Source organism: Actinotalea lenta (assembly GCF_030586465.1).
Taxonomy (GTDB): domain Bacteria; phylum Actinomycetota; class Actinomycetes; order Actinomycetales; family Cellulomonadaceae; genus Actinotalea; species Actinotalea lenta.
The window spans coordinates 274117-291948 of sequence record NZ_JAUQYP010000002.1 but is presented as its reverse complement, the minus strand read 5'-3'; the positions used below and the strand labels follow the sequence as shown (position 1 = coordinate 291948).

General features: G+C 74.7%; 14 protein-coding genes. 6 read left to right on the top strand and 8 right to left on the bottom strand.

The annotated features are described in order from the left end of the window. Nucleotides 1-3 precede the first annotated feature (3 nt). Complete coding sequence (locus Q6348_RS15215) at nucleotides 4-2163, bottom strand: hypothetical protein (protein WP_304602239.1); 2160 nt, start codon at nucleotides 2161-2163, stop codon at nucleotides 4-6. A 283-nt stretch (nucleotides 2164-2446) separates the two neighbouring features. On the opposite strand from Q6348_RS15215, the gene Q6348_RS15210 reads away from it, so the two are divergent. Continuing rightward, nucleotides 2447-3751, top strand: coding sequence for an LCP family protein (locus tag Q6348_RS15210; RefSeq protein WP_304602238.1), 1305 nt, complete (start codon nucleotides 2447-2449; stop codon nucleotides 3749-3751). A 366-nt stretch (nucleotides 3752-4117) separates the two neighbouring features. After that, a complete protein-coding gene (locus Q6348_RS15205) occupies nucleotides 4118-5068 on the top strand; it encodes an LCP family protein (RefSeq protein ID WP_304602237.1) in 951 nt (316 codons plus the stop codon). Here the strand turns inward: Q6348_RS15205 and Q6348_RS15200 are convergent. Then, the gene (locus Q6348_RS15200) at nucleotides 4951-6195 is read right to left on the bottom strand and encodes an acyltransferase family protein (protein WP_304602236.1); all 1245 of its coding nucleotides are present in this window, start codon (nucleotides 6193-6195) and stop codon (nucleotides 4951-4953) included. The two genes, Q6348_RS15205 and Q6348_RS15200, sit on opposite strands and share 118 nt — an antisense overlap. A 203-nt stretch (nucleotides 6196-6398) precedes the next feature. Here Q6348_RS15200 and Q6348_RS15195 point away from each other — a divergent pair, with 203 nt between their 5' ends. Next, a complete protein-coding gene (locus Q6348_RS15195) occupies nucleotides 6399-7058 on the top strand; it encodes a hypothetical protein (RefSeq protein WP_304602235.1) in 660 nt (219 codons plus the stop codon). Nucleotides 7059-7104: 46 nt separating this feature from the next. On the opposite strand, the gene purE is transcribed toward Q6348_RS15195, so the two are convergent. Beyond that, nucleotides 7105-7617 carry a 5-(carboxyamino)imidazole ribonucleotide mutase gene (gene purE, locus Q6348_RS15190; protein ID WP_304602339.1) on the bottom strand — a complete coding sequence of 171 codons (513 nt, stop codon included), beginning with the start codon at nucleotides 7615-7617 and terminating at the stop codon, nucleotides 7105-7107. A gap of 67 nt (nucleotides 7618-7684) precedes the next feature. Next, nucleotides 7685-8854 carry a 5-(carboxyamino)imidazole ribonucleotide synthase gene (locus Q6348_RS15185; RefSeq protein WP_304602338.1) on the bottom strand — a complete coding sequence of 390 codons (1170 nt, stop codon included), beginning with the start codon at nucleotides 8852-8854 and terminating at the stop codon, nucleotides 7685-7687. A 50-nt stretch (nucleotides 8855-8904) separates the two neighbouring features. Between Q6348_RS15185 and Q6348_RS15180 the strand changes: the two genes are divergently transcribed. Then, nucleotides 8905-9363: a GtrA family protein gene (locus Q6348_RS15180; protein ID WP_304602234.1), complete on the top strand. Its 459-nt coding sequence runs from the start codon at nucleotides 8905-8907 to the stop codon at nucleotides 9361-9363. Here Q6348_RS15180 and Q6348_RS15175 read toward each other — a convergent pair. Continuing rightward, nucleotides 9331-10662, bottom strand: a complete 1332-nt coding sequence (locus Q6348_RS15175) for an ATP-binding protein (protein WP_304602233.1) — start codon at nucleotides 10660-10662, stop codon at nucleotides 9331-9333. The two genes, Q6348_RS15180 and Q6348_RS15175, sit on opposite strands and share 33 nt — an antisense overlap. An 11-nt stretch (nucleotides 10663-10673) precedes the next feature. Next, on the bottom strand, nucleotides 10674-11357 hold the full coding sequence (locus tag Q6348_RS15170; RefSeq protein WP_304602232.1) for a response regulator transcription factor: 684 nt from the start codon (nucleotides 11355-11357) through the stop codon (nucleotides 10674-10676). An 88-nt stretch (nucleotides 11358-11445) separates the two neighbouring features. Between Q6348_RS15170 and Q6348_RS15165 the strand changes: the two genes are divergently transcribed. Continuing rightward, complete coding sequence (locus Q6348_RS15165) at nucleotides 11446-15225, top strand: FtsK/SpoIIIE domain-containing protein (RefSeq protein WP_304602231.1); 3780 nt, start codon at nucleotides 11446-11448, stop codon at nucleotides 15223-15225. Here Q6348_RS15165 and Q6348_RS15160 read toward each other — a convergent pair whose 3' ends face one another. Further along, on the bottom strand, nucleotides 15226-15681 hold the full coding sequence (locus tag Q6348_RS15160) for a hypothetical protein (protein ID WP_304602230.1): 456 nt from the start codon (nucleotides 15679-15681) through the stop codon (nucleotides 15226-15228). A gap of 336 nt (nucleotides 15682-16017) precedes the next feature. Between Q6348_RS15160 and Q6348_RS15155 the strand changes: the two genes are divergently transcribed. Then, nucleotides 16018-16269, top strand: coding sequence for a WhiB family transcriptional regulator (locus Q6348_RS15155; protein WP_304602229.1), 252 nt, complete (start codon nucleotides 16018-16020; stop codon nucleotides 16267-16269). A gap of 83 nt (nucleotides 16270-16352) precedes the next feature. On the opposite strand, the gene Q6348_RS15150 is transcribed toward Q6348_RS15155, so the two are convergent. Beyond that, entirely contained in the window at nucleotides 16353-17819 is a 1467-nt protein-coding gene (locus tag Q6348_RS15150; protein WP_304602228.1) for a sensor histidine kinase, read from the bottom strand. Nucleotides 17820-17832: the final 13 nt, after the last annotated feature.

The following is a 17832-nucleotide window of genomic DNA, read 5'->3' as shown; positions in this document are numbered from 1 at the left end:
CGGTCACGGCGCCGTGAGGTAGCCGACCACGTCCGCTATCACGTTCACCGATCCGGACGTGTCCGAGTAGAACACCACGGTGGAGTGCGGCTGCATGCCGACCACGACGAGGTTCGGGATGTCCCGCCCCGGGATGTAGTTCACTGAGGACGCGTACGGGGGCGTGTCATCCCCGTTGAACGCCAAGGGGTAGACCCGGAGGTTGCCGAGAGCCGTCGGGTGCACCGCTGTCACGTTGAGCACCACCGCGGTCGCATCCGCAGGAATCCCGGCCGCACCTCCGAGGTCGACCTGGTACGGGATGCGCCCCGTGAGCGGGCCCTCCAGGTTCGTGCGGCCCGAGCCCGGGCGGGAGTCGATCACCCGGGTCGGCGTGATCGGCGCGTATGCACCCCCCGCGGACACCCAGCCCACGACGTCCAGGATCACGTCGACCCTGGTGGACGTCACCGAGTACAGCGAGATCGCGCCCGCGGCGGACAACGAGACCACGGTGGCGTTGGCCTTCGTCTGCCCCGGGGCATAGTTCACCGTCGAGGCGTTGGGGACCGCGGCACCCCCCGGGAAGACCCGTAGGTGCCCGAGTGCAGTCGCGCCGACCACTGTCACGTTGACCAGGACACCCGTGGCGTCGCTCGGGACCCCGGCGTGGCCCGCGACGTCCACCGTGTACACCTGCCTGGGGTCAAGTGCGCCGGCGAGTTGGCCTACGTGTGTCGCGAGGCGGGTGTCGAGCAGGCGCTGCGAGACCTGCGTCGTGATCCCCGAGCCGGACATCATGTATCCGGTGACGTCGAGGATGATCCGCACCGTGCTCGGTCCGCGCGTCGCATAGCACAGCTTGCCGTCGTCGGGTAGGCGGACGAATGCCGCGTTGGCAACCGACGCGCCGACCTCGAAGTTCACGGTGGACCCTCGGGGCGGGGCGGTGTTCCCCGTGCCCGAGCTGTCCGGGTACACCACGACGTATCCAGGCCCGGTGGGCCCGTCGGTCGTGACGTTGAGCACGGCCCCCGCCGCGGACTCGGGGACGCCCGCCGTCCCCGCGACCTGGACGCAGCGAGGGGCGTCGGGAGGCACGGCACGATCGTCCCGCACCCGCACGGGGGTCTGCGAGATGACGCCGCTGAGGCCCGGGAGCTCGAGCACCAGGCCGGCCGCCGTCGCCGTGCAGCCCGACAGGTGCAGCGGGGCAGCGTCCGCCGCGGGATCCGCCCCGCGGTAGTACGGGCCGGTGACCTGGGACGAGGTCGCACTGGCGACGGCCGATGCCCAGACGTAGTAGTCGCCTGGCAGGAGCCCCCGCACCGTGAACGAGCCGTCTGCGGCCACCGTCCCCAGGCGGGTCACCAGGTCTGGATCGGAAGGATTCGCGACGGTGACGGTCCGGTCCGTCAGGTCCGCTCCACCGGCGACGGTGCCGCTGACCGTGGCGCACCCATCCAGCCGGACCGATACCGTGCGCGCCTCGCCGGCGGCCAGGCTCACGGTCGTTGCAGCGGCCGCGCTCGCGGCGCCGAGCGCGCCATCACCGGCGTAGTACCGCCCGGTGTAGGGCGACTCGCGAGGCGCCCGGTTGGCGTCCACGAGGTAGGTCGAGCCCGGCAGCAGGCTCAGGCTTCCCCCGCTGCCCGTCGCGTCCGTCGGATCGAGGGAACCGGCCCCCCGGAGCACGACGGCTGAGGCAGGGTCGAGCGACGAACCGAGGTCGCGACCCGCCGAGTCGGCCACGTCCACCGTGAGCACCGCACGACTGACGGTGATGGGCGGAAGGCTGAGGGTGTCGCCGGGGTGCACGGTGATCACGGTCGCCTCGGAGTCGAGACCGAGCCGGCCGGTCGTCCCCTCGTCCACGTACCACCCGTCCAGGGACCACTCACCGTTGCCGAGCACGATCACGTTCAGTCGGCAGGTGGCGGTCGAGGACGTCGTGACGTCGAACTCGAACGGCCCTCCGTCCGCACCCAGCGCACCGACCAGGGCGGTCGGCACGGCTCCGCAGTCCAGGTGGGCCAGGACGGAACCGACCCCCGCGCCGGGGTCGACCGCAAGCGTGCCGCCGACGGTCGTGGCGACCACCGCCGCGGCCGGTGTCGCGCCGGCCACCGGGGCCACCATCACCATCACCGCCGCCAGGACCGTTGCCACTCGTGATCGTCGCACGCCACACCTCTTCGCCACGGACGCGGCCCCACGATCGCGGGCCCCTGGTGCAACGCTCCCAGAACGACCTCGAAAAGGGGATGATTCCGACATACGGTCCCCCGTATCGGTGGCGCCTGACACCCGTACGGGTCAACGCGACTCACCCGGGCTAGGCCCAAAGGCCTATCCGTTGCAACGCACCCCGTCGGCGGTCGGGACGCACGATCCTGCACAGGGTCTCCACGCGAACGGCGCGGCTCCACCGCCCGTCGTCCCACGTCTTCCACCTATTCTCGATCACGTGACCCGACGCCATGCCTCGTCCCGGCGCGCCCGCACCCCGCGGCACGCGCTGTCGCTGCGCGCGCACCGCGTGCGGCACACCGCCGCGCTGGTCATCGTCGCCGTGCTCGCCTTCACCGGCGCCGGGGTCGCCACGGCACTGAACCGGTTCGAGGGCAACGTCACGGTCGCCGACGCCATCTCCCTCGCCGGCCCCGCGCCGGCCCGCACCCCGTCGGCCAGCCCGGACGCGACGCAGACCGCCGCACCGGACCCGACCGACCCGCAGGCCGGCAAGGACGTCAACATCCTGATCATGGGCTCCGACGAGCGCGACGGCGCGAACGCCAAGATCGGCGGCTACGTGGCCGGCATGCGCTCGGACACCACGATCGTCGCGCACCTGTCCGCGGACCGGACCCGAGCCGAGCTCGTGTCGATCCCGCGTGACTCGCTGGTCGACATCCCGTCGTGCACCATGACGAACGGCAAGAAGTCCTACCCGCAGAAGCACGCGATGTTCAACTCCGCCTTCGCGACCGGCTGGGACATGGGTGGGGACATGGCATCCGCCGCCGGGTGCACGATCAAGACGGTCCAGGCCACGACCGGTCTGACGATCGACCACTTCGTGGTGGTGGACTTCGCGGGCTTCCAGCAGATGATCGACGCGGTCGGTGGTGTGCCGATCTGCATCCCGAAGAACTACTACTCGCCCGACGCAGGCCTGAACGTCAAGGCCGGCTTCCAGACCCTGGACGGCCCCACCGCGCTCGCCTACGCCCGCGCCCGCAAGGGCACGAACATGAACGGGTCGGACCTGCAGCGCACCACGCGCCAGCAGGCGCTGATCGCCGCCATGGTGCGCGAGCTGAAGTCCAAGAACCTGCTCACCAACGTGGGCGAGCTGCTGCAGTTCCTGGACGCGGCGACCAAGTCGCTCACGGTGGACCCGGGCCTGAGCCACCTCACCGACATGGCCGGCCTGGCTCTCAGCCTGAAGAACCTGCACACCGATCACATCGTGTTCATGACCATCCCGGTGGCCACCGCACCGTCGGACCCGAACCGCGTCGTGTGGACCTCCGCGTCCTACAAGGTCTGGGACCGCATGGCCAACGACGAGCCGGTCACCGAGACGGAGGTCACGCCGTCGACCAGCCCGACACCGCCCACGGCCGGCTCCTCGACGCCGGGCGACGCGGGCAGCCCGGCACCCGGCAGCACCGGCACCTCGGCGCCGACCCAGACCTCCACACCGACCGTCGCGCCGATCCCGAATCTCGACACCACCTCGGCCACGGACGGCGGCGTCTGCGGCTGACGCCGCGTCGCACCACGGCTCCGCGACCATCCGTGCATAGGCTCAAGCGTGCCCCGTCCATCCGGCCCCTCTGATCCCGAGCGCAGGGGGGCGGACGCGCCCCCGCCCAGCTTCCCGCCGAGCAGCCCGCCCCGCCGTGACCACGGCTCGACTCCGCCCATCCGGGTCACCCCGCGCGAGCCGGCGGCCCGCCCTGCTCCCGGCCCCGAGCAGGGCTCCGCGCGGCCGGGGACCGCCGCCCGGCCCACCCGCCCGGTCTCGTACGCACCGACACGGCCCGCGGGCCGCCCCGCCGCGCCGGAACCGCGCCGGCCTCAGGGTGCGGTGCCGGCCGTCCAACGCCCGCGGCGACGCTGGGGCCGACGGGTGGCCTGGACGCTGGCTCTGGTGCTCGTGCTCCTGCTCGCGTGGCCCGTGGGGCTGCTGATCTGGGCGAACGGCAAGATCGAGCACGTCGACGCCCTGAGCGGCACCCCGGACTCCGGGTCCGCGACCACGTACCTGCTCGCGGGGTCCGACGCGCGTGGTGGCGCGGACGGAATCCCGGACGACGGCACGCTCGGGGCGCGCACGGACACCATCATGCTGCTCACAGCGCCCGCGCACGGACCGGCTTCCCTCATCAGCCTGCCCCGGGACACCTACGTCGACATCCCCGGGCACGGCCCGGCCAAGCTCAACGCCGCCTACGCCTACGGCGGGGCACCGCTGCTGGTCACGACGGTCGAGAAGCTGACCGGCCTGCACGTCGACCACTACGCGGAGGTCGGGCTGGGCGGCGTTGCGGAGATCGTCGACGCGGTCGGCGGCGTGACCCTGTGCTTCGACCCGAAGGTCGACAAGGTCACCTTCCCGATCAACGACCCGGACTCCGGGCTCGTCTGGCAGGCCCCCGGGTGCCGGAAGGTCGAGGGGACGACGGCGGTGGCCTTCGCCCGCATGCGCAAGGCCGACCGCGAGGGCGACATCGGGCGCGCACGGCGCCAGCAGGAGCTGATCTCCGCGGTGTCGGGCAAGGTCAGCCAGAAGTCCCTGGTGCTGCAACCCGCGCGCCAGGTCGCGCTGATCGACGCCGGGCTCGGCGCGCTGCGGGTCGACCAGCGCTCCACCATCGTGGACCTGGGGCGCCTCGCGCTGGCGTTCCGGGCCGCGACCGGGCCGGGCGGGGTGCGGGGCACCCCGCCGATCGCCAACCCGGACTACCGGCCCGGCGGCGTGGGGTCGACGGTCGAGCTCGACCCGGACAAGACACCTGCCTTCTGGAAGGCCGTGGCGGACGGGACGCTCGAGCCAGGGTCCGTCGGCGGCCTGGGCTGAGCGCCCGCGCGGGACAGGCGGTCGGCCATCGCGGTGAGACCACGCTGGACGGCCCGCCGCACCGGACGGTGCAGCACCCGCTCGACCCCACGGTGCACGGCGAGCGCGATCAGCACGCTCACGGCGGCGGCCACGGCGAGCGTGACGTACCGGGGCAGGTGGTCGTGCAGCGCCTGGATGACGAACCGGCCCCAGTACTGGTGCACCAGGTACAGCGGGTAGGTGAGCGCACCGACCGCGGTCAGGCCGCGCCAGTCCCATCGGCGCGCCGGCGTCAGCGTCACCGCGGCCACCGCGGCCACGCACGCGACTGCGACGGCGCAGACCAGCGCGGTGCTGGGCTGGAACGGGGTGAGCCGGGCCAGCATCGTGGCGCGCCCCACACCCGCGGTCGCGGCGCCCAGGGCGGCGTTGCCGGCCACGATCGCCCATGGCCACCAGCTGTGCCCGTCGCGCCAGATCAGGAACAGCGCCATGCCTGCGGCGAAGAACGGCGCGTACCCGCCGATCAGCAACGTCGCCCAGGGCTCGGCTGACGTGTGCTCGGCGAGCACCGCGAGCACCGGCCAGGCGGTCGAGAACGCCAGCACACGCCGCCGGGACAGCCCGACCGCCGCGAGGACCACCACGAGCAGGTAGAACCGCAGCTCGGCCCACAGCGTCCAGTACACCCCGTCCACGGGGCTGACCCCGAACACGGACTGCAGCAGCGTCGCGTTCACCGCCACCTGCCCCGCCGAGAGCTGACGCACGGACGTCCACCAGGTCCCCAGCAGCAGGCTGGTCAGCGCGAGTGCCGCCCAGTAGGCCGGGTAGATCCGGGCGACCCGCGAGGCGATCACGTTCGCCACGGGCCGGTCCCACGCCGTCCACAGGATGACGAAGCCGCTGATCACGAAGAACAGCTCCGGCGCCAAGGAGAGGTAGATCGCCACGTTGCCCAGCACCGGGAACCGGACCCCCGAGCCCCACTCCGGGCTACGGGCCGTGAAGTGGTAGAGCAGCACCCCGGCCGCGGCGAGGAAGCGCAGCCCGTCCAGCGCCCTGAGCCGGGACGGCGTCCCGGCGGACGGCGGGGGCACACGGCCCGTCCACTCGCTGCCGGTCGCGACTGCCGTCGTTATCATTTTGTGACCTTAAGCAGACGCGTCCCGATGCCGCACGACAGGTCCCGACTTCTGCACAGTCTCTTCGCGTCGGCTCAACGCGCCGCCCCTGGCCCGGCACGCGGGTGAATCGCATCTTCACCTCACGGCCGCCCGTGAACCGCCCTCCCGCGGGGGACGCGAGGACTAGTGTCGGCGTGCGCTGGGTCAGGTCAGGGGGGCAGATGTCGGCGGGGAGCACCGAGTCGAGCAGGTTGGCGGCCGTGCTCGTCGCCCTGGGCGTCCTCACGGCGCTGTGGGGTGTCGCCTACGACGTCGCGGGGATCACCCAGGCGCCCGCGGGCATCACCGTCCCGGTCGCGGTCGCCCCGGCGAACGCCGCCGGCGCCCCGGACACCGCCTCGGTGCAGGTCCCGGACGTGACGGTGCAGGACGGTTGGCTCGCTCCTGCGCAGGCCAGCGGGGTCCGGCTCGGCAGTGTCGACGGCTACCTCAGCCTGCACGCCTGGCGATCGACCCGGACGGAGCAGGCGCTGGCGCGCGGGGACTGGATGCTCGGAGGGGCGGGTCTGCTGGCGATGGCGTTGCTGCTGCGGCCCGTCCTGCGGTCGACGGCGGCCGGCCGCCCGTTCATCCCGGGCAATGCGGGTCGGCTGCTGGGGGCCGGAGCGGTGATCGCGGTGATCGGCACGGCGGCACCGCTCCTCCCGGAGCTGGCCGGGGCGCTCGTGCTGAACCGCACCGGCCTGGACGAGTCGGGGATGCTCGTGCCCGCCCTGGCGTGGCGCCCGGTGCCGCTGCTGGTCGGCACGGTCGTCGCCGCGCTCGCCGCCGCTTTCCGGCACGGCGAACAGCTGGTCGAGGACGCCGAAGGGACCGTCTGACCGCCCCACCCGGGTGGTGCCGGTGCCCGGCGGCCCGTTGCCCGGGTCAGCCGGCGGTGAAGCCGGTCGCCTGGGCCCCGGACGCCTTGGCCCGCAGGCGCTCGCCCTTGGCGACGGCCTGGGCCCGCAGGTCCGTCTGGAACGACACCATGGCCCCGCGCAGCTCCGCGGCGTGCTCCCCGTCACCGGCGGCCAGGATGCGGACCGCGAGCAGCCCGGCGTTGCGGGCGCCGCCCACGGACACGGTCGCCACCGGGACCCCGGCCGGCATCTGGACGATCGACAGCAGCGAGTCCAAGCCGTCCAGGTGGGCCAACGGGACCGGCACGCCGATCACCGGCAGCGGCGTCACGGACGCGAGCATGCCCGGCAGGTGCGCCGCTCCCCCGGCACCCGCGACGATCACGCGCAGCCCGCGCTCGGCAGCCGAGCGGCCGTAGTCCACCATGTCCTGCGGCATCCGGTGCGCGGAGACCACGTCGGCCTCGTAGCCGACGCCGAACTCGTCGAGCACCTCCGCGGCGGCCTGCATCACCGGCCAGTCGGAGTCCGAGCCCATCACGACACCCACGAGCGGCTGCACGTCCACGCGTCCTCCCTCCGCGCCCGCCACCCGGGCGCGACCCTCAGCCTGCCAGATCGGCCGTGCCCTGGATCAACGCCGCCCCGGCCCGGGCCCGGGCGCGCAGGTCCGCCACGTCGTCGCCCACCGCGGTCACGTGCCCGAGCTTGCGGCCGGGCCGCACACCCTTGCCGTACAGGTGGACGCGGAGGTGCGGATCGGCCAGGACCTGCGGCAACGCGTCGGTCAGGCGCTCGCGCGAGCTGCCGAGCACGTTCACCATCACGGCGTGCGGGGCTCGGGCCCCCGGGTCGCCCAGGGGCAGGTCCAGGACCGCGCGCAGGTGCTGCTCGAACTGGCTCGTCACGGCGCCGTCGATGGTCCAGTGCCCCGAGTTGTGCGGCCGCATCGCGAGCTCGTTGACCAGCACCCGCGACCCGTCCGGCCCCGAGACCTCGAACATCTCGACCGCGAGCACACCGGTGACGTCCAACCCCTCCGCGACCGTGGTCGCCGCCTGCACGGCTGCGCGTGCCACCGCCGGATCCAGGTCGGGCGCGGGCGCGACGACCTCCGCGCACACCCCGTCGCGCTGCACCGTCTCCACCACCGGCCACGCCCGGACCTCGCCGGACGGCCGGCGCGCCAGCAGCACGGCGAGCTCGCGGACGAAGTCCACGGCCTCCTCCGCGAGCAGCTCGGGCCCCCCGGAGGCCGCGGCGTCGAACCAGTCGGCGACCTGGTCGGCGGACGTGACCACCCGCACGCCCTTGCCGTCGTACCCGCCGCGGGCCGTCTTGACCACGGCCCGGCCGCCCATCTGCGCCAGGAACGCGGTCAGGGCGTCGGCGTCCGGGACGGGGGCCCACCGGGGCCCGGGCACGCCCAGCTCCGCGAGCCGGGCCCGCATCGCGAGCTTGTCCCGCGCGTGCAGGAGCGCCTGCGCCGAGGGCCGCACCGGGACCCCCAGCTCGGCCACCGCGGCCAGCACGTCGGCCCCGACGTGCTCGTGCTCGAAGGTGAGCACGTCGGCCCGCGGACCGTCCGCCCCGCCGCGGACCAGCTCCAGCACGTCCGCGACCTCGCGGGGCGCGCCCACCGGAGCGTCGACCACCACCTGGGCCGCCGACACGTCGGGACCCTCGACCAGGACCCGCAGGCGCACACCGAGGGCCGTCGCGGCCGGCGTCATCATCCGGGCCAGCTGTCCGCCGCCGATCACGGCCACCACCATCGTCACGGGCGCCGAGCGTACCCGGCGCCCCGGCACGTTAGCCTTGCCACGTGCGTGCGCGACTGATCGAGCTCTTCCGGTTCGGCTCCGTCGGCGCGCTCGCCTACCTGGTCGACGCGGGGCTCTTCAACCTCCTCCGGTTCGGACCGGGCGAGATCCTCGGCCACAAGCCGCTCACGGCGAAGGTGATCTCCGTCGCGGTGGCGACCCTGGTGTCCTGGATCGGCAACCGGTACTGGACCTTCGCGGAACGGCGCACCACCACCCGGGGCCGCGAGCTCGTCGTGTTCGCGGTGGTCAACGTGGTCGGGATGGCCATCGCGCTGGTGTGTCTCGCGGTGTCGCACTACCTGCTCGGCCTGACCTCACCGCTCGCGGACAACATCTCCGCGAACGTGGTCGGCCTGGGTCTGGGCACGCTCTTCCGGTACGTCGCCTACCGACGCGTCGTGTTCACCTCGACCGAGCCGCTGCGGTCAGCGGCGGCCACGGCGGCCGCGCCCCGGTGACACCGCCGAACCCCGGGGCAGCACGACCTCGGGGTCGTACAGCCGCGGCACACCGGCCAGGAAGATCGCGAAGATCGGCGGTCGCCGCTGCGCGAGCTCGAGCCTGCCGCCGTCGGCGGTCACCAGGTCCCGCGCCAGTGCGAGACCGAGCCCCGTGCCCTTGCCGGACGTGACCTCGCGCTCGAAGATCCGGGCCGCGAGCTCGTCGGGCACACCGGGCCCCTCGTCCAGCACCTCCACGGCCACGGCGCCGCTGGAGCCCGAGGGCCGCGAGCGCACCGTCGTGGTCCCGTCGCCGTGCTTGAGGGAGTTCTCGATCAGCGTGGCCAGCACCTGCGTGAGCGCCCCCGGGGTGGCCAGGACGGTGGTGTCCGCAGGCACCTCGACGGAGAGCGTGCGCCCCGCCCTCGCGAATGCCGGACCCCACTCCTCGTGCTGCTGGTGCACGACCTCGAGCAGGTGCACGGCCTCGGTCGTGCCGCCGGTCGCGCTGCGCGAGCGACGCAGCAGGTCGTCGACGACGGCGACCAGCCGCTCGACCTGCCCCATCGCGATGCGGGCCTCCTCACGGACCACGTCGGAGTCCGACGCGAGCGAGATCTCGTCCAGACGCATCGTCAGCGCGGTCAGCGGCGTGCGCAGCTGGTGGGAGGCGTCCGCGGCGAACTGTCGCTCCACGGCCAGCCGCCCCGCCAGCCGGTCCGCGCTGCGCCCGAGCTCCGCGGCCACCAGGTCGATCTCCTCCACCCCGGAGGCCTTCAGGTGCGGACGGACCTGGCCCGAGCCGAGCTGCTCGGCGCTGGCCGCCAGGTAGATCAGCGGGGCGGAGAGCCGTCGCGCCGACCACAGCGCCACCGCGATCCCGGCGCCGAACGCCACCAGCGACGCTGCGACGACGAGCGCGACCGCACGTGCCGACTCCCAGAACACGTCCCACCACGACAGCGTGAAGATGATCACCGCGTCGGACTCCGGGGCGCGCACCACGGTCGGGTACGCGCGTCCACCGATCGGCTTGCCGGCCCGCACCCGGGTGCCGTCCTGGGCCAGCACGGTCACCGACGCGGGCAGGTTGCCGTGCTCACCACCCACGTACGCCTCGAGCAGGTCCTCGGTGATCGGCCGACCGTTGGCCACCCGGACGTCGACCTGCCGGGCCAGCGCCGCGGCGCGGTCGTCACGGTTGCGCAGCTCGGTGTCCCGCACCAGGCGGGCGCCGTAGAACGCCAACGGGATGCCCAGCAGGACGACCGCGACGGTGACCGCCGCGATGGTCGCCTGCAGGACGCGGCGACGCACTCAGTCCCGCCTCAGGCCGGGCCCGACTCGAACCGGAAGCCCATCCCGCGCACGGTCGTGATGTAGCGCGGCGCACCCGCGTCGTCGCCGAGCTTGCGGCGCAGCCACGACACGTGCATGTCGAGCGTCTTGGTCGAGCCCGACGGGTCCGAGCCCCAGACCTCCCGCATCAACGTCTCGCGGCCCACCACCGAGCCCGCCTCCCGGACCAGGGCGGTGAGGAGGTCGAACTCCTTGGCGGTCAGGTGAAGCTCGCGGTCCGCCTGGAACGCACGATGTGCACCCAGGTCGACCTTGACGTCCCGGGCCCGCAGCTCGTCCTCCTCGGTGCCGTCGGCGTGCGTGCGGCGCAGCAGCGCCCGGACGCGCGCGAGCAGCTCGGCGAGGCGGAACGGCTTGGTGACGTAGTCGTCGGCGCCCGCGTCCAACCCCACCACGAGGTCGACCTCGTCGGCCCGGGCGGTGAGGATCAGCACCGGGATGGCCAGACCGTCGTTGCGCACCCGGCGCGCGACGTCCAGGCCGTCCATGTCTGGAAGCCCGAGATCGAGGATGATCATGTCGGCGGAAGGGGCGCTGTCGATCGCCCCTTGACCAGTCCCTTGCACGACGACGTCGTAGCCCTCGCGACCGAGGGCGCGGGCCAAGGGCTCGGCAATAGCGGGGTCGTCCTCAGCCAAGAGCACGCGAGTCATGGGCCCATGCTGCCACAGCCCCGCTCCACCACCGCGGATTGGTGGGCCGGAACGCCGGGCTGCGACCTCGGGCTGACCCCGGGGTGCCGTGCTGGGGATCGCCAACGGCTGGCTCGGTACCGCGATCCTGCTGGCCAGGGTGCAGACGGTCGCGCTCGTCGTGCCCTGGCGCGACCTCGGGCTGGTGCTCGCGGTGGCGCTCGCCGCCGGCCTGCTCGCCTCGGTGCTGCCAGCCCGGTCCGCGGCGCGCACCCCGCCGGTGGAGGCGCTCGGCACGCAGGAGGCGACGCGTCCACGGATCCACCCCGTGGGCACGCGTCCACAGCACGCCGGGCCCGTGCAGGGCGCCCGCCGCCGAGGGCGGCACCCTGCCCGCATGCGCTTCACGCTCGAGCCCGGCGGTGACGTCCACGTGCCCGACGGTGTGGCGCTCGCGGCGTGCCGGCCCGGCCTGGTGGAGCTGGTGGGCAGCACCGCCCTGGCCGAGGCACCGCTCTCGGTGGCGGGTCGCCCGCTCACGGAGGACCAGGTGGCCGGGGTGGCGCCCTGGGTGGAGGGCAGCCGCGTCGCGGTCGCGGCGGGCACGGCGCCTGCTCCGGGGCCGCTCCGGTCCGGATCGAGGGCCGGCCGGTGGCAGGTGGCCGTCACCGCCGGACCCGACGTCGGCTCGTGCGCGGCGGCCCGCGGGCGGCCGCCGGCGGTGCGCGTGGGCTCGGCCGACGGCTCGGACCTGCGGCTCACCGACGCTGCGGTGCTCGCCCGGCACGGCACGCTGCACCGGGTGCTGGGCCGGTGGTGGTGGCGGGAACGCCGCCGCTGGGCCGTCCCGCGGCCGGTCCGGACGACCGGCGTCCGGGTGGGCGGTTGCACGCTGGTGCCCGCGCGGCCGGGCGAGGACGCGCGGGTACCGTCGCGCGGCCCGGTATGGGCCTGGCTGACCCCCGCGGCGGGCGGGGTGGCGATGGCGGTCGCGTTGCGCACGCCCGCGCTCGCGCTGCTCGCGCTGGCCGCCCTGCTGCCGACGCTCGGCAGGCTGCGCCCGGTCCGCCGGCCGCGCCCCTGGGGCCCAGATCCCGCCGAGAGCGTCGTGCTGGCCACCACGTGCGGCGAGCGCGAGGTGGCGTGGTGGGCGTCGGCCAGGGGCGGCGTCGCACTGGTGGGCGCGCGCGCCGCAGCCCTGGACGCGGCCCGGGCGCTGGTGGCCGCCGCCCTGCTGGATCCGGGCGTCGAGGTGGTGCTGGTGACCGACCGGTCGACCGACTGGACGTGGTGCCGGTGGTCGCCTCGGGTGCGGGTGGGCCTGCCGCGGACGGCCCTGCGCCGCGCCCTGGTGGTCGTGGACGGCGGATCCGGCACGGCCGTGCAGCAGTGGTGGCGGCGCCAGGACGACGTCGGCGTACTTCTGCTTGCTGGCGACACTCACCAGGTTCCCGCCTGGTGTCGCCACGTGCTCGCTGCCACGGATCCCCGCCTGCCCCGCGCGGGCTCGCCGTGGGCCGACGCCGTGGCACGCACGCTCGCCGGACACGCGCGGCCGGGCGACGACCTGCCCCGCGCCGTCAGTCTCACCGGGCTCCTGCGACGACCGGCGTCCGGCGGAGTCCTGACCGTCCCGCTCGGGCTCGGCCCACGCGGCGTGGTCGACCTCGACCTCATCGCGGACGGACCGCACCTGCTGGTCGCGGGGACCACGGGCGCGGGCAAGTCCGAGCTGCTGCGGTCCCTGGTCCTGGCGCTCGCGGCCCGCTACCCGCCGTCCCGGGTGGCCCTGGTCCTGGTGGACTTCAAAGGCGGTGCGGGTCTGGGCGCCTGCCACCGGTTGCCGCACGTGGCGGGCACGGTCACCGACCTCGACGCCCACGCCGCGGCGCGTGCCCTGGCCGGCGTCCGCGCGGAGCTGCGGCGCCGCGAGCGCCTGCTCGCCGCGGCCGGGTGCGCGGACCTGGAGGACCTGCGCGCCCGGGGGCCGGCGCCGCCCAGGCTCGTGGTGGTGGTCGACGAGCTCCTGGCGCTGCGCGAGGACCTGCCCGACGTGCTGCCCGCTCTCATCCGTCTGGCGTCGCAGGGTCGATCGCTGGGCATCCATCTGGTGCTCGCCACCCAGCGCCCGGCCGGGGCCCTGGATGCCCAGGTCCGGGCGAACGTCCCACTGCGGGTGTGCCTGCGCGTGGCCGAGGCGCACGACTCCGTGGACGTGCTGGGCACGCCGGAGGCGGCGACGATCCCCGCGGACCTGCCGGGCCGGGCGCTGCTGCGCCGCGCGGACCTCCCCGTCGAGCGCGTGCAGACCGCCTGGGCTGCGCTGCCCGCCGAGCACGACGCCCCGGTCTGGGCGCCGGCCTGGCCACCACGGCCCGCACCCGGCACGGTCGACGACCCGGCCAGCGCCCTGGTCGGTGCGGTGTCGCGCTCGTCGCCGACGCCCTTGTGGCGACCGGCGCTCCCGGACCGCTGTGACGTCGACGACCTCGAGCGCCTGGTCGGCGGGGTCGACGACGACCCGGGCAGCGAGGCGTCGCCGCGGGGACTGCGGGCGTGGTCGGCGAGCCCGCTGCGTCTCGGGCTGGTGGACCTGCCGGACACTCGGCGTACCGACCCCCTGACCTGGGACCTGGGCCGCGGGCCGCTCGTGCTGGCCGGACCCGGCGGCTCGGGGCGCACCACGGCGCTGCGCACGGTCGCCCAGGTGGCGCTGCGCACGGGCCTGACCGTGCACGTCCTGCACGCAGGTGGCTGGAGCTGGCCACGCGGCGCACCGGGCGGCCAGGGCACCGTGGTCGGCGCCGACGACCCGCGCCGAGCCCTCCGCCTGCTCGAGCTGCTGGCCGAGGGACCGGGGCGTCGGGACGTGCTCCTGGTGGACGACGTGGGCGCCGTGCTCGCAGCACTGGCCCGGCTCCCGCGCGGGGCCGGCGACCGCGCCCTGGTCGACCTGGCCGCGACGACCGTGCCGGTCGCCTGCGCCGGTCACGCTCGCGACGTCCGGGGGCTCGACGGAACCCGGGTGCGCCTGGGCGCCGCACCACCGGGCGGCGCGAACCCCGGCGCCGCGGCGCCCGGTCGCGGGGTCCGGGAGAGCGACGGTGCGGTGTGCCACGTCGCGGTGCCCGTGGACGGCCCGGCGCGCGCCGCCGGACCGCCGGCCGACCTCCCCCGGTCCGCCCCGCTGCGGCTCGCGCCACTGCCCCGTCACGTCGACGGGCTCGGTCCGTGGCGCGGGGCGTGGGGCGCACCGCTGGGTCGAGGCGGCGACGACGCACGGGAGCTGGTGGCCGATCTCGGACGGGGCCTCCTCGTGTGCGGACCGGCCAGGTCGGGGCGCTCCGCCGTGCTGGCGCGCCTGGCGGCGGGTGCGCCGCAGGGCGTCGACGTGCTGGTCGCGGCGCCGTCCGACCTGGACCACGCGGTCGGCCGTTGGGCGCGCTCGAGCGGCGGCCGTCGGCTGTTCGTGGTGGACGACGCCGACCTCGCGTTGCGGGGACGCCCCGACGTCGAGGACCGCCTGGTGGAGTGGGTGCTCGCGGCCGAGGCCGGCGACGCCGGGGTTCCTCGCGTGGCGGTGGCCGCCCGCACCGACCGCGCGGCCGGAACCTTCCGCGGGCTGGTGGCAGCGCTCCGCGGTGCAGCGTCCGTCGTGCTGATCGACCCGATGACGCCTGGGTCGTCGGAGGTGGCGGGGTTCGACCTGGCGCGGGTCAGCGACCCCCGTCGGGTCCCGGGCCGCGGTGCGCTGGTCGAGTCGGGCGTCGCGACACCGCTCCAGCTCGCGGGCCCGGACGACGCACGAGCGTGGCCGGACGCGGGGCGGGGCCGGACGGGCGGCACCGAGCCCGCGGCGGCACCGTGCGCCCCCGCGGTCGCACCGTGATCAGGTGTGCGTCGGGCGGCTCGGCCGCGCCGGCTTCTTCGGCATCGCGGGCTCGACACGCGCGAGGCCGGCCGCACGGTTCGCGCGCCACGCGTCCGCCACCAGCACGGCGACGAGGACCACCGCGAGTGCAGCCGTCGCCCACGTGGTGGCGATCACCGCGGGCGAGGCCACTCCGGCGCCGATGATCGTCCCCGCGCTGCCCGCCTGCACGAGCTGCCACGTCACGACGGTGGCGCGCGCGGGCCGGGTGCCCGTGCGCACGAGCGAACGGGTGACCAGGGCGAGTGCGCCCGCGAACACCAGGGCGAACACCACCAGCCCGACGGCGGTGCCGACGGAGTCGGCGCGCCCGCGCAGCAGCTGGATCGCCATCCAGGCCGCGGCGGCCACCAGGCCGAGGACCTCGATGCCGACCCCGACGACGACGGCGATCGACAGGGGGCGTGACGTCACGCCCCCGACCCTACGACCATCCCCCCAGGGGACGCGCACCCGCCGCCGGGCTGCGCCGGCCGGTCGCGCTCCCGGGTCCGCCGGGTCCGCGCCGGTCCAATGACCGGAGAGGGACCTTGGTCCCTTCCCCCTGAGCGCCGCCGCCGAACGGCCTACCCCGATCGGGCGATGTGAGGAACGCCTCATTCGTGACCGGAGCGAAACACTGTCGTGACCCCTTGTGCATCGGGACTTCAGGTGTGACGCTTGGACAAGTCGTAGGACGTTCTACGAACCCCCACCGAATGATCCACCTCCGTCGGAGTGTGCGATCACCTGTGTCCCGAGGAGTGACGAATGGACTGGCGCCACCGCGCTGCCTGCCTGGACGAGGACCCGGAGCTGTTCTTCCCGATCGGCAACACCGGTCCGGCCCTGCAGCAGATCGAGGACGCGAAGGCCGTGTGCCGACGCTGCCCCGTCACCGAGACCTGCCTCAAGTGGGCGCTGGAGTCCGGCCAGGACGCCGGCGTCTGGGGCGGCCTGTCCGAGGACGAGCGCCGCGCTCTCAAGCGCCGGACCGCTCGGGCTCGCCGCGCCGCCAGCTGACTGACGAGGGCCCCGCGATCTCCCCCGGTCGCGGGGCTCTTTCATGCCCGGCCACGGGTGTCTCCCGCTGGGCCGGGCGCCGCTCACGGGTGGGACTCGCGCAGGTCCAGCTCGAGCACGACCTGCGTCCCGCCGCTCTCCCGCGGCTGCCACTCGATGGTGCCGTGCAGCTCGTACCGCACCAGGGTCGACACGATCTGGGTGCCCAGGCCGCCGCTGCGGCTGCGGGCATCCGGGAGCCCGCGGCCGTCGTCGGCGACCACCGCACGTAGGTGAGCCCCGGACCGCTCGGCGGTGATCTCCACCGTGCCGGGGCGCCCGTCGGCGAAGCCGTGCTCGACGGCGTTGGTGACCAGCTCGGTGAGCACGAGCGCGAGCGCGGTGGCAGCCTCGGCGGGCACGAGGCCGAACGACCCGACCCGCACGGTGCGCACCGACCCACCGGCCGACGCGACGTCCGCCGCGAGCCGCAGGCTCCGGTCCACGAGCGCGTCGAAGTCGACGGTCTCGTCCAGGGTCTGCGAGAGCGTCTCGTGCACCTGCGCGATGGTGGTGACGCGGCGGATGGCCTCGCCGAGGGCCTCGCGCGCCTCGGTGGACGTCATCCGTCGGGCCTGGAGGCGCAGCAGCGCCGCGACGGTCTGCAGGTTGTTCTTCACCCGGTGGTGGATCTCGCGGATGGTGGCGTCCTTGCTGAGCAGCTCGCGTTCCCGGCGCCTCAGCTCGGACACGTCCCGGCACAGCAGCACCGCGCCGGACCGCCGCTTGCCCTCGGTCAGCGGCACCGCCCGCAGCGACAGGCACACGCCCCGGGACTCCACGTCCGTACGCCACGGGGCGCGGCCCGTGACCACGAGTGGGAGCGACTCGTCGGTCTGCGTGTGCTCCTCGAGCAGGCCGGTGGTGACCTCGGCCAGGGACTGGCCGACCAGCGAGCCCAGGACCCCCAGCCGGTGGAAGCAGCTCAGCGCGTTGGGGCTGGCGTAGAGCACCTCGCCCTCGGAGTTCAGCCGGATCAGCCCGTCGCCCACGCGCGGCGCTCCCCGGCGCGGCCCGGTCGGCGCGTTGGGCGAGGGGAACTCACCCCGCGAGATCATGCCGAGCAGGTCGTCGGCGGCCTCGACATAGTTGAGCTCGAGCCTGCTCGGGGTGCGCGCACCGCCGAGGTTGGTCTGCCGCGCGATCACCGCGATGGGCCGCCCCTCCCGGACCACCGGCACGGCTTCCTCACGCACGGCGTAGGTGCCGAACCAGCGCGGCTCGCGCGAGCGCTGGATCGCCACGTCGTGCAGGGCGCGCTCGAGCTGCTGGCGCTGCCCGTCCGGGGCCCTCGTGCCGACGATGTCGTCGTAGTGCACCGTGGCACCGGTCGACGGGCGCGCCTGGGCGACGGCCACGAACCCGCCCTCCAGGTCCGGCAGCCACAGCACGAGGTCGGCGAACGCCAGGTCCGAGATGAGCTGCCAGTCCCCGACGAGCAGGTGCAGCCACTCGGCGTCCGCCGGGGTCAGGTCGGAGTGACGCGCGACGAGGGTGCTGATGGTCGACACGACCCCGAGCCTA